Here is a 12,935-nt window from a genome sequence, read left to right on the forward strand (position 1 = left end):
AATTAAGTAGGCCGTGCTAAGCGTAGCGCGGCCCAGCATGGTTTCTTAGAACTCCGTTGCAAGGCTTCGCAAGCTTATTAGCAGTCTGCATAATCATGATATATATTAAAGCAATACAGTTACTGCTTCACAAGTTCGTTACATAGTAAATAATCCTGCACCATTGTAATGACTTCACGATTTGCTTCTGGGAAATGCTCCGGATTTAGTTCGTGCTGATAAACCCATTTCATAGCCAATTGTCCTTCCAAACATAAAGGGTCCCCAACATATTGACTGACAAGAAAAATAATTAATTTTACCGATTTATCAGAGTATTGATGTTTTACTTCACCGAGTAATTTATAATGTCGAACTTCTATTCCAATTTCTTCTTTGATTTCTCGAATCAATGCAGATTCCGAAGATTCATTTACTTCCAATTTACCGCCAGGAAATTCCCAACATCCTCCATGAGGAAGATGCAAAGGACGTTGGGTAATTAAGATACGTTGTTGCTCATCAATAATAACTGCTACGGCAACTGAGATGTTCACGCCAAGCTTCCATGACAGGCTTTATACTTTTTACCTGAACCACACGGGCAAGGATCATTTCGACCAATTTTTTTCTCGTGTCGTCTGTATGTTTGAGTCGCTGCCTCCTCATCCTGTTCATCAGCATAATTGCCGTGTTGCAAGCTCATCTTACTAACTTGCTCAGCGCGTCGTTGCTCTTCAATTGCATTAACATCTTCTTCTGTTTGAATTTCTACTGAAGAAACTAAACGAACAACATCATACTTTAAATTATCAAGCATAGAGGTAAACAAAGTGAAAGCTTCTTTTTTATACTCTTGCTTTGGATCTTTTTGCGCGTAACCGCGCAAATGGATTCCTTGACGCAATTGATCCATTGCCGCCAGGTGTTCTCGCCATTGATTGTCCAAAGTTTGCAAAACCACGGATTTTTCAAACTGCGACATCGTAGCTCTACCCGCTTGCTGGACTTTTTCATCATATTTCCGTGCAGCAAGATCAAGAATTTTTTCTTTAATTTGTTCTGGCTGAATATGATGATCCTCTTCAATCCACTCGAGCACAGGGGCTTTAAGTTTGAATTCATCAGCCAAAATATCACTTAAAGATTTTGGATCCCACTGATCTTCCAAACTTTGGGGAGGAATATAAGTATCAACAAGATTCGATATCACTTCCTCCCGCATTATATTTAACATTTCCTCAGTATCCGTCATTTCCATGATCGAAGCGCGTTGAGTATAAATGACTTGTCTTTGATCATTAGCTACGTTGTCATAATCCAAAAGCTGCTTTCGTACATCAAAATGATGTCCTTCAAGCTTACGTTGAGCATTCTCAATTGCTTTGGTTACCAAACTGTGCTCAATAGGCTCTCCAGGTTTCATTCCTAAACGGCGCATCATCGATGCAACACGTTCAGACGCAAATATACGCATTAAATTATCTTCAAGAGATAAGTAGAAGCGACTGCTTCCCACATCTCCCTGACGGCCCGAACGTCCTCGTAGCTGATTATCAATTCGACGGGACTCATGACGTTCCGAACCGATAATTCTCAATCCACCGGCTGCAATGACTTCATCGTGACGTTTTTGCCACAACTGTTTTGCCGCTTCTATTTCTTCAGCACTCGCATTTTCACCTAATTGAGCCAAATCCGCAGATAAACTTCCACCCAGAACAATATCAGTTCCCCGACCTGCCATATTTGTAGCAATAGTTACCGTACCAGGCCGGCCTGCTTCAGCAATAATTTGCGCTTCCTTTTCATGAAATTTGGCATTAAGTACTTGATGTTTAACGTTTTCTTTTTTAAGAAGTTGACTTAAAAACTCAGATGCTTCAATCGAAACAGTACCCACAAGAACAGGTTGCTTGCGAGCAATACACTCACGAATATCTTCTATAACTGCTTGAAATTTATCCTTTTGAGTTAAATAAACCAGATCAGCCTCATCTTTTCGTACCATAGGTTTATTTGTAGGAATTACTACAACATCAAGATTATAAATTTGCTGCAACTCATAAGCTTCTGTATCCGCTGTCCCAGTCATTCCTGATAATTTATTATACATTCGGAAGAAATTCTGGAATGTTATTGAAGCAAGAGTTTGGTTTTCATTTTGAATAGAAACCCCTTCCTTGGCCTCAACAGCTTGATGCAATCCTTCAGACCATCTTCGACCAGGCATTGTTCGACCAGTATGCTCATCGACGATAATAACTTGTCCATCCTTAACAATATAATCCACATCACGATGGAACATAGCATGCGCCTTTAATGCTGCATTCACATGATGCATGAGCATAATGTTGCTGGCATGATATAAACTTTCACCCTGATCCAGCAGTTTTGCTTTAACCAATAATTCTTCTATATGTTGATGACCTGCATCAGTAAGATGCGCCTGTTTTTGCTTTTCATCGATAGTATAATCCCCTTCACCACCCTCTTCTTCTTGTTTCTTCAAATGAGGAATTAAGGAATTAATTTTAATGTAAAGTTCAGAGCTGTCTTCTGCTGCACCAGAAATAATCAGAGGAGTACGGGCTTCATCAATAAGAATTGAATCCACTTCGTCCACGATGGCAAAGTTCAACTCTCTTTGCACCTTATCTTCAAGGCTAAATGCCATATTATCACGCAAATAATCAAAACCATATTCGTTGTTTGTTCCATAAACGATATCACAACGATAAGCTTCCTGTTTTGCAGCATGCGCCATATCAGGAAAAATCACACCCACAGTCAACCCCAAAAATTCAAATATAGGGCTCATCCATTGGCTATCACGTTTGGCAAGATAATCATTCACAGTAACAACATGCACACCACGTCCAGTAATAGCATTCAAATATGCGGGTAGAGTTGCTACCAATGTTTTACCTTCCCCTGTACGCATTTCAGCAATATTACCTTCATGCAAAACCATTCCACCTATTAATTGCACATCGAAATGACGCAAACCCAAAGTACGTACGGATACTTCTCTTACTGTAGCAAAAGCCTCTGCTAACATTTCATCAAGGCTTTCTCCTTCTGCAAAACGTGCTTTAAAATGCTGGGTTTTTGCAGCTAACTCGGCATCAGTTAATGCTTGCATTTGAGGCTCAAATGCATTAATTGCCACTACTGCCTTTTCCATACGCCGCAAAGTGCGCTCATTTCGGCTTCCAAACATTTTCTTAATCAACGTATTCAGCATGGCCTACATAATCCTCTGGAGATTTCAAATAACAAATTGGTTAATGTACTAAAATTTGGGGGAAAATACTATGAATACCTTTTAATTTAAGTGAATCTTCATGAGATAACTAAGTGAAAAAAGAGGTTTCTGACAAATCAGACAACTCAAATATTATTTTCCGCAATTTCCTCTCATATTATACAATATTTTGGAAGTGAGTTGCTGAATAGATTACTCAATTTCGCAATATTGATATCGAAATTGCAAACAAGCAACAAAGGTTATTTCATCTGGAGTTTATAAAGTCTCTGCATATAATTCCAGCTCTTGCAAATATTCACTTAATTCCTGCAATAAAAAACTATTTTTAGTTTGCAAAACGAGCATCAACTTTTTTTTCCATTGACTTGCTCCAGGTAATCCAAAAGCTAAATTAAATATAGGCTTAATCAGTAAACTAAGGGAAACCCCTTTATTATATTCTTCGAATAAATAATTCAAATAGAGATTAAAGACTTGGCTCCGAGTTTTCATTTGAGCTTCAGGATAGAGTGCTTGATGTATCACTGCGATTTGGAAAGGATTATCACATGCCAAACGACCAAGCATCACTCCTTCAACATGGCGCAGATGCTCTTTAATTTCTTTTACATTCAATATATTACCATTGAGCACTACTGGAATATTAGGAATTTCCTCTTTAAGGCGATAAACATAGTCGTAGTTAACAGGGGGAATTGTTCGATTTTGTTTGGGGTTTAAACCGCTTAGCCAAGCTTTGCGTGCATGAACAATAATTTTTTGTGCTCCAGCCTCAAGTAATTGATGTACAAAATCACTAAAGAACTTATAACTGTCTTGATGATCTATGCCTATTCTGGTTTTTGCAGTAATAGGTGTTGTCGTTACTTGCCGCATGGCTTGAATACACGCCGCAACGTGTTTTGGCTCTTTCATTAAACACGCACCAAAACGTCCTGCCTGGACTTTATCACTAGGACAACCAAGATTAATATTTACCTCATCAAATCCTTCTTGTTCTGCATGTAGAGCACAATGTGCTAATGCATCAGGATCTGATCCTCCAAGCTGAAGTGCTATTGGATGTTCTTTTATATTAAACTGCAAAGAGCGCAAAGGGTTATTTTGTATCGCTCCAGTGGTTTGCATTTCTGTATAAACAAGTGCATGCGGCGCCAAAATACGCATAAAAATTCGAAAATGACTGTAGGTCCAATCAATCATGGGAGCAATGGACAAAGGTGAAAGCAGGTTATTTGACACTATTATTGTTTCAATTAAAAAGAGACAATTATAACCTGAACTAAAAAATTGTGTACAAAAAATGTAGCCTGTTTCCAGCACATACCCGTCACGCTAAGAATAGTTACGTGTTTCATTTTACTCAATTGGCAAGTAACTCTGTCATCCCCGCGGAGAGGATCCATTTTTGTATTGGCAATGTATTCAATTCATGAATGGATTCCTGCCTTCGAGGAATGACAAGGCAGCTTTTCTGCTTCGCTTGATAGCTATGCTCTGTACTGGCTACTCTAGATTTATTCTTGATTTACTGCATTCATTGCTTGGATAAGTAATTGCAGTCGTGTTCGACCCTGATAAAAATTGATATCCAACTTATATGCTGCATGCAGATATTTAACTCTATAGTTTGGCCAAAATTTCAAATCGACATTAAAAGCGATCGCATCTACTTGCTGGTTGCCTTGTGTGGTCATCAAAGTCATTTTTAAATGATTTTTTCCTACTATACGTTGATCTAATACTTCGAAAACATTATCAAAAACAGGTTCAACGAATTGCTGCCCCCATGGTCCTGCTTGTTGTATTAATTGAGCGATTTCAAGGCTAAACTCTTCCGGTTGTAATGGACCATCGGTAAGTAATTCTCCTTCACATTGAGAAAAATCAATATGTTTGTTCACTTCAAAAATTAATGCTTCACGGAAGGCTTCAAGAGCGTTTGGATGAATGCTCAGGCCCGCTGCCATAGCATGACCACCAAATTTGCAGATAAGCCCCGGATGATCCTTATCTATTGCTGCCAATACATCGCGAATATTTAAATCTGGAACCGAACGGGCAGAACCTTTCAATTCATCATCGCTCACTTCAGCAAAAGCAATAACAGGTCGATGATAACGCTCTTTCATCCGCCCTGCTAAAATTCCAATGACTCCTTGATGCCATGTTTTATCAAAAAGACATAATGCAATAGGTAAACGATTACTATTATAATCAGTACTAAGCGCAAGTTTTTCCAGTGCAAGCATTGCCTGCTCTTTCATTTCCGTTTCAATTTGCTTTCTTTCTTCGTTTAATTCGTCTAATTGCTGACAATAATTTCTAGCTTGTTCCTGATCTGCAGTAATTAAACATTCTATACCCAAAGCCATATCGTCCAATCGCCCCGCAGCATTGAGTCTTGGTGCAATAGCAAATCCCAAATCAGACTCCCTTAGTCGTTCACACTCACGTCCGGATACTTCAACCAAAGCTTTTATACCTACGCGACAAAGGCCTTGCCGTATTCTTGCCAGGCCTTGATTCACCATAATACGGTTATTTTGATCCAGTCCCACAACATCAGCTACAGTGCCCAAAGCAACTAAATCCAAAAAACTTGCCATATTGGGTTCAACGATATTCATCTCACGAAACCAATTCGTATTTACCAAATGTCGACGTAAAGCAAGCATGACATAAAAAATCACGCCAACTCCAGCAATCGATTTACTGGGAAAGTTGCAGTCCGATTGGTTTGGATTCACTATAGCACACGCGTTAGGAAGCGTTTCGGCGGGTAAGTGATGATCAGTGATTAAAACATCAATATTTAATTGATTGGCCTTTTCTACGCCTTCAATACTCGCAATCCCATTATCTACAGTAATTATCAGTCTGGGTTTCCACTTGCTTGCTACTTCAACTATTTGTGGTGTTAACCCATAACCAAACTCAAAACGGTTAGGGACTAAATAATCGATAAATTGAGCCCCCATAGCGCGTAAAGCAGTTATAGCAAGTGCAGTGGATGTTGCACCATCTGCATCAAAATCACCAATAACCAAAATCCTATGTTGTTCACGTAATGCTGTCTCCAAGCGTGTGCATGCTTTATCTATTCCTTTTAAGCTATCAAAAGGTAATAAAGTCTGGAGTTGTTTATCCAATTGAGAGGGTTCAGTAATTCCTCTGTTTGCGAATATTCGCCTTAGTACATCAGGCATGTTAGGTAAATTGAGCGTGTGTATTGGTTGAGGACGTTGTTTAATAAGCATGTATTAGTTTTCTCCACAAACGGACGTACCAGCTGTTAGCACTCGTAGAGTAAGCCAGATTATTCCAATACCAATGAACAGACATTTCTTTTAATTCTTCTTGATGTTGTTCACTGAGCATAGAAAATTCGCTGAGCAATAAAATCTGATAATCCTTAAGCGTTATTGCTGAGTTATATAAGGTAACTTGAGTACTGCATATTTGTGCTAATGAATAAAAATGCTCATCAACACAAATATTGATTGGTATTTTATCCTTAAGTGTCGCATCACCCCAGACCCATAATCCATTAGCCAAGGACTGATTGGGTTTGGATGCAAAAAGCATTTGGCTTTCAGTAATAAATTTTTGCCAATGCATCGTCTTATCGAGTTGAGTTAATTCGGGCATTAATGATTGATGCAACAAGCGGTAAGGAGGTTTTGCATTTACAGATAAATTTTTATGATTACTTAGTAACCATGTTTCCTCATCATGATAGTAAAGAGCGGTACCCTCTTCTGCCAGATACTGCGAAAATAAATCAAACCATAATTTAGACTCATGTTGTTCAAGTTGCAGATTCTTGCCCAAAGCTACAACCATTGCATCATTATGTGTTGCCTCCCAATGAACTGGAGTCAAGACAAGCCATTTTCCTTCTAAACGGTGATGCTTCTTTAGCAAATCAGCAACAGGCGGATTTTCAGGATTGTAGCCAAGATTCAGCAAAAAATTGAGCAATGCATTCCCTTCTGAATTGAGTGACTTGGCTCTTTCGGGAATGGAACTACACTCTGAGTCAATCACAACACGCATGTTTGTTCAGCCTTAATCAATCCATCTCTGCGAAATAATGATTTTAAATTTCTTAATGCCTGCCGTATGCGATCTTTATTTTCAATTAAACCGAAACGAACATAACCATCACCTTGTTGGCCAAAACCTATTCCTGGCGATACAGCAATATGAGCTTCTTTTAATAAATATTTACTGAACTCAAGGGAGCCCATGGGTTGATAATGAGAAGGAAGAGGTGCCCAAACGAACATCGTTGCTTTGGGTCGAGTAACCTCCCAGCCAATCTCATTTAAACCATCACAAAGGATATTACGTCTTTTTTCATAAAGCGTCCTAATCTCCTGTACACACTCATCTGGACCATCTAATGCAGCAATTGCTGCAACTTGGATTGGTGTGAATGTACCGTAATCTAAATAAGATTTAATCCGAGTAAGTGCTGCAACCAACTCTTCATTTCCACAAGCAAAACCAACACGCCAACCTGGCATATTATACGATTTAGACATTGAATAAGTTTCAATTGCTACATCAGTAGCTCCTGGCACTTGAAGTATTGATGGAGCCTTATATCCATCAAATACAATATCAGCATATGCCAAGTCATGGATAACCCAAATTTCATGTTTTCTTGCCAACTCAACAACTTGTTCAAAAAAAGAATAGTCTACGCAATGGGTACTTGGATTTGCAGGAAAATTAATTACCAACGCTTTCGGTTTAGGCCAGCTGCGATTAATTGTATCTTCTACAGAAGCTAAAAATTGAGTTTCATTGATAAGGGGAATTTGTTTTACATTAGCACCAGCAATAATAAATCCATACGTATGAATAGGATAAGCTGGATCAGGAACTAAAATTGTATCCCCAGGTCCGCTTATAGCTAATGCCAGATGTGCCAACCCCTCTTTTGATCCTATGGTAGCTAATATTTGTGTTTCACTATTTAACTGTACCTCATAGTTACGTTGATACCAGGAAGCCATAGCTCTTCTTAGTCTTGGGATTCCTTTGGACATAGAATATCGATGAGTATCCGGTCTTTGAACTGCTTCAATCAACTTATTGACAATATGTGGCGGTGTTGGTTGATCTGGATTTCCCATACCGAAATCAATTATATCTTCTCCCCGTGCTCGCGCTTCTGTTTTTAATTGGGTTAACGTGTTAAAAACATAAGGGGGCAAGCGATTTATACGCGGAAATTGACTCATAATATTGACCTCTGTAGTATACTTACAACCACGTATCATTCATTGAAACATTCTAAACCATGAATATCAATTTAGAATCAGCAGAACCACATGTAGTGCAAGCTTATAGTGATAACAAAATTCAGATTAATTCTATTGTCTATGAAAGCAGTTTAATTGTTTCTAAAACAGAAATCATTAGTGATCTGTCAATTAAAGACATTCATGAAATTGACGAACACTACATGAGCTTATTAGCGCAATTTAAACCGGAAATTATCATCATTGGTCATGAACATACCGGAAAACTCCTACCCCTGTCAATTATGAAGCAGCTTGCAGAGCAACGAATAGGTATCGAATGCATGTCTATAGGTGCAGCATGCCGAACTTACAATGTTTTATTAAACGAACATCGTGCTGTTGTTGCAGGATTTATATTTAAATAAGTAGTCTGGGTGAGACACAGTGACTCAGGTTGCGGCTTCGCCTGCACTCAGGCTACATTACTGGATTTATCTTTAAATAACAATCGATATTTGCCTGGAGTACAATGAACTGCATCTTGACCACTTCTCTGCCTACGCCCCGCGGCTTGTCCGCGGGAAATAGAAGATGCAGGTGCAACGCAAATTAAACCTGTCTTCTCGCTTCAAGTACATTAGGGATTTGCTCTAATTTCGTCAGTAATCGGGAGAGACTACTTAGGCCATCAACATCTACAGTTAAAGTAATATAAGCCATATTTTCATGTTTATTACTCTGGGTTTGCAACGCATACACATGTGCTTTTTCATTAGCAAGTAACGACGTGACATCCTTTAGAAGTTCAGAGCGATCAAAAGCCTTGATTAAAATATCCACTACATAATTTTCACGTGTTGCACTTCCCCAAGTAACCTGCAAAAAGCGTTGCTTTTGTCTTTCATTCGCATGAATAATATTAGGACAATCTTGACGATGTACTGAGACGCCACGACCTATAGTAATGTAACCAATAACAGGATCACCGGGGACAGGTTGACAGCATCTTGCCATAAAGGTTAATAAATTACCCACTCCCTCAATACGTAAATCACTTCCAGTAATTTCTGGTTTCGCCTGTGGTCTGACAAATCGCTCAAGATTGAGCTCTGAAGTAGTTGGTGGAGTGAGCTTGCTAATAATTTGGCCTATTTTAATATCGCCACGGCCAAGATTTGCATAAAGATCATCAAGTTTTTTAAAATGTAGTGCAACTGCAGCTTCATTCAGTTTATCGGATTTTATTCCTAAAGATTTTAATTCTTTATCTAATAGCTCGCGACCATCTTGAATGTTTCGATCATAATCTTGCATTTTAAACCAGTGTAATACTTTGGCTTTAGCACGAGATGTTTTGAGATAATTTAAGTGGGGGTTAATCCAGTCACGGGAGGGTTTACTTTCTTTTCCAGCTAAAACCTCTACCCTATCTCCAGTTTTTAATTGATAAGTTAGTGGTACGATATGACCATTTATACGTGCACCACGACATCGATGTCCAAGATCACTATGTACGTGATAAGCAAAGTCCAAAGGAGTTACACCATGGGGTAAATCGAGGACATCCCCATCTGGCGTAAAAACATAAACCCTGTCTTCGAGAAATTCAGTAGTTGTACTTTCAGGCACACCTTTATTACTCGCCATTTCACGATGCCAAGCCAATACATCCCGTAACCATTCGATTTTACGCTCATGGCTTTGTTTTTGTTTGAAACCGCCTTCCTTATATTTCCAATGGGCGGCAACTCCCATTTCAGCCAAATCGTGCATATGAAATGTTCTAATTTGCACCTCAAAAACCCTACCTTCCGGCCCTTTGACCGCAGTATGCAATGATTGATATCCATTAGCTTTGGGATTAATAATATAATCATCAAATTCAGCAGGAATTTGTTTCCAAAGTGTATGTACCATACCTAAGACTTCATAGCATTGGGGCTGAGTATCAACAAGAACACGTACTGCAGTAGCATCATATATTTCATCGAGTGACACATTCTTGCGGGTCATTTTTTTATAGATACTATGGATGTGCTTTGAACGTCCATAAACGGCAAAGTGATCTATCCCACTTGCTTTAATCTGTTCATTCAACTGAGCAACAATCGCATTAACAAAATTGTCCCGTTCTAAGCGTTTTGCTTTCAGGCCCTTGGCTATCGCTTTATATTCTTCAGGATGTAAATGGCGAAAAGCCAAATCCTCCATTTCCCATTTAATGGCCCCTATCCCTAATCTGTTAGCCAACGGAGCATAAATTTCCATCGCTTCAGTAGCCAGTTGCTTGCGTAATTCTTCAGATAAATGCCCTGCAGTTCTTAAAACACATAGGCGTTCGGCAAGTTTAATCAATACAACACGAACATCATCCACCATAGCCAACAACATTTTACGAAGATTATCAATTTGTTGTTTATTTTGTGGGTATTTATTTAATCCCTGAAAACTGTGCATCGCGCTCATGCGCTCTATGCCTTTGACTAATTTCGCAATATTGGGGCCTAATTGCTCCGCAACATCATCAATGGATAAATCAGCATAGTGTACGTTTTCAAAAATAATTGCCGCAGCAAGCGTTTCCTGATCCACCTCAAGATCTGCAAGTAAATCAGCCATAGATAAACCTTGTTGCAAACAAGATTGGCCAGTTTCTGTAGCATGATCTTGTCCTGCAAGCTGACTTAAAGTGCATGCACCACGAATGAGTTCAAGATTATCTAAATAACCCTTTGCGCCTAGTTGATGGAGCCACAAATCAACATCAATGCTTCCATCTTCACATAATGGAATAGTATCTTTTACTCGAACCATGAGCTTTATCCTTTTTCAAACAACGCAATCGACTCAACGTGGGCAGTGTGAGGAAACATGTCCATTACTCCTGCCTTTATTAATGTATAGCCTTTTTGATTAACCAAAATATCTGTATCACGAGCTAATGTTATGGGATTACATGATACATAAACAATACGCTCTGGGTTTAGTGCATCAATTTGTTTCACAATTTCCAGGGCACCTGAGCGAGGAGGATCAATTAGTACTTTGTTGCAAGATTGCTGAACCAACTTCTTGACTTCATTCACATCATCCAAGTTTGCAGCATAAAAATCCACATTCTGAATAAAATTCAGTGTCGCATTCATGTATGCTCTCTCAACCATGGTTTTACTGCCTTCCACCCCAAGTACTTTGGCGCAAAATTTAGCCATTGGGAGTGAAAAATTACCCAGCCCACAGAATAAGTCTAGCACTATATCTGTACTTTTTAAGTCCATTAGCTGCATGGCTTGTGATACCATAGAGCGATTCAATGCAGAATTAACTTGGGTAAAATCTGTTGGATGAAACAAAAAGGTAATTTGATAATCTGGCAATTTATAAGAGATATACTCACTTGATTTAGGGGGGTAAAAACAAAATACAGTATCAGGAGAACCTGGCTGCAGAAAAATTTTATATTGATATTTTTCAGCAAATTCTTTGATTTTTAGTTCATCCTCATGATTTAAGGAGGTTAAGTTTCTGAAAATAAGAGCAATCTCATCGTCTCCTGCTGCAACTTCAATTTGTGCAATACAATGCTTGTCTTGCATTGAGTCAATCAATTGCCTTAATGGTATGATATCAGCATCAAGTTTTGCATTTAAAACCGGACATTGGGTGATCTCGGTAATGTAGCGGGGATTACTGCGTTCTCTAAACCCAACCATGGCGCTTTGTTTTTTCTCCACATAGCGTACGCTTAATCGAGCTTTATTCCTGTAATTCCAGTACCCGGCAATTAAAGGCGGCAACACGATTTGCGGTTGAGTATGGCCATATCGTAACAATAAATCCAATAATTGATCTTGTTTAAAATGAATTTGCTCTTCTTCACTTACATGCTGTAATGAACAGCCGCCACACATTGAATAATGAGGACACTTCGGCTCCACCCGTATAGAAGACGGCTCAAGAACTTTAAGCAAGAGCCCCTCATCAAAATCTTTTTTTATCCTAGTATATTGAAACTCAATTCGTTCACCAGGCAAAGCACCTTGGACAAAAGTAGCTTTACCATGAATACGCGCGATCCCTTTTCCATCATGGCTTAAATTATCAATTTGAGCAGTTTGCGTCATAGGATTTGGTTTTGATTTTGCTCTTCTCATGAAAATGTTCTCAACAAATAAATCATTTAATTAACTTCAATTAGTGTAGCAATCGTTGTGAGAAAGATTGCATTTTTCAAGATGTTAGAGAGTACCACAGACGATTTATATTTGTCATGGTAATTTGTCACGACAATACCCATGATGAACAAATTAATTACATACATCCCTATATTTTTACTAGAACGACGAATATTAGCAATCGTCTGTTCCAACCACCTCCTCAAATGCTAATTCAAAACGATAAGAACCTCATACTCATTATTTTTGGTT

9 protein-coding genes are annotated in these 12,935 nt (G+C 38.7%); 1 reads left to right on the plus strand and 8 read right to left on the minus strand.

The window, feature by feature from the left end:
- Positions 1-119 precede the first annotated feature (119 nt).
- The 6 genes from mutT to alaC form a co-directional block, all read right to left on the minus strand.
- Positions 120-536 carry an 8-oxo-dGTP diphosphatase MutT gene (gene mutT / locus DY223_RS08835; RefSeq protein ID WP_058459827.1) on the minus strand — a complete coding sequence of 139 codons (417 nt, stop codon included), beginning with the start codon at positions 534-536 and terminating at the stop codon, positions 120-122.
- Entirely contained in the window at positions 533-3,226 is a 2,694-nt protein-coding gene (gene secA, locus DY223_RS08840; RefSeq protein ID WP_058459826.1) for a preprotein translocase subunit SecA, read from the minus strand. The genes mutT and secA overlap by 4 nt, the downstream gene beginning before the upstream one ends.
- A 279-nt stretch (positions 3,227-3,505) precedes the next feature.
- Entirely contained in the window at positions 3,506-4,492 is a 987-nt protein-coding gene (dusA, locus tag DY223_RS08845) for a tRNA dihydrouridine(20/20a) synthase DusA (protein ID WP_082642465.1), read from the minus strand.
- Between the two features lie 275 nt (positions 4,493-4,767).
- Positions 4,768-6,510, minus strand: coding sequence for a single-stranded-DNA-specific exonuclease RecJ (gene recJ, locus DY223_RS08850; RefSeq protein WP_058459825.1), 1,743 nt, complete (start codon positions 6,508-6,510; stop codon positions 4,768-4,770).
- Entirely contained in the window at positions 6,500-7,309 is an 810-nt protein-coding gene (locus tag DY223_RS08855; protein ID WP_058459824.1) for a hypothetical protein, read from the minus strand. Before DY223_RS08855 ends, recJ begins: the two co-directional genes overlap by 11 nt.
- Positions 7,297-8,505 (minus strand): alanine transaminase, encoded by a 1,209-nt coding sequence (gene alaC / locus DY223_RS08860; RefSeq protein WP_058459823.1) that lies wholly within the window; start codon positions 8,503-8,505, stop codon positions 7,297-7,299. The genes DY223_RS08855 and alaC overlap by 13 nt, the downstream gene beginning before the upstream one ends.
- Before the next feature lie 59 nt (positions 8,506-8,564).
- On the opposite strand from alaC, the gene DY223_RS08865 reads away from it, so the two are divergent.
- Positions 8,565-8,933, plus strand: a complete 369-nt coding sequence (locus DY223_RS08865) for an Mth938-like domain-containing protein (protein WP_058459822.1) — start codon at positions 8,565-8,567, stop codon at positions 8,931-8,933.
- A 184-nt stretch (positions 8,934-9,117) separates the two neighbouring features.
- Here the strand turns inward: DY223_RS08865 and relA are convergent, their stop codons facing one another.
- Both relA and rlmD read right to left on the minus strand, forming a co-directional pair.
- On the minus strand, positions 9,118-11,322 hold the full coding sequence (gene relA, locus DY223_RS08870) for a GTP diphosphokinase (protein WP_058459821.1): 2,205 nt from the start codon (positions 11,320-11,322) through the stop codon (positions 9,118-9,120).
- A gap of 5 nt (positions 11,323-11,327) precedes the next feature.
- Positions 11,328-12,662, minus strand: a complete 1,335-nt coding sequence (gene rlmD, locus DY223_RS08875) for a 23S rRNA (uracil(1939)-C(5))-methyltransferase RlmD (RefSeq protein WP_058459820.1) — start codon at positions 12,660-12,662, stop codon at positions 11,328-11,330.
- Positions 12,663-12,935 lie beyond the last annotated feature (273 nt).

Origin of the sequence: Legionella bozemanae (assembly GCF_900450575.1) — a bacterium.
In the GTDB taxonomy this organism is placed as follows: Bacteria; Pseudomonadota; Gammaproteobacteria; order Legionellales; family Legionellaceae; genus Legionella; species Legionella bozemanae.

What these genes read in the sequence shown, in the direction of transcription:
- rlmD (WP_058459820.1), bottom strand. Translation starts at nt 12,662, where the DNA reads ATGAGAAGAGCAAAATCAAAACCAAATCCTATGACGCAAACTGCTCAA.
- DY223_RS08865 (WP_058459822.1), top strand. Translation starts at nt 8,565, where the DNA reads ATGAATATCAATTTAGAATCAGCAGAACCACATGTAGTGCAAGCTTAT.
- DY223_RS08855 (WP_058459824.1), bottom strand. Translation starts at nt 7,309, where the DNA reads ATGCGTGTTGTGATTGACTCAGAGTGTAGTTCCATTCCCGAAAGAGCC.
- recJ (WP_058459825.1), bottom strand. Translation starts at nt 6,510, where the DNA reads ATGCTTATTAAACAACGTCCTCAACCAATACACACGCTCAATTTACCT.
- alaC (WP_058459823.1), bottom strand. Translation starts at nt 8,505, where the DNA reads ATGAGTCAATTTCCGCGTATAAATCGCTTGCCCCCTTATGTTTTTAAC.
- relA (WP_058459821.1), bottom strand. Translation starts at nt 11,322, where the DNA reads ATGGTTCGAGTAAAAGATACTATTCCATTATGTGAAGATGGAAGCATT.
- secA (WP_058459826.1), bottom strand. Translation starts at nt 3,226, where the DNA reads ATGCTGAATACGTTGATTAAGAAAATGTTTGGAAGCCGAAATGAGCGC.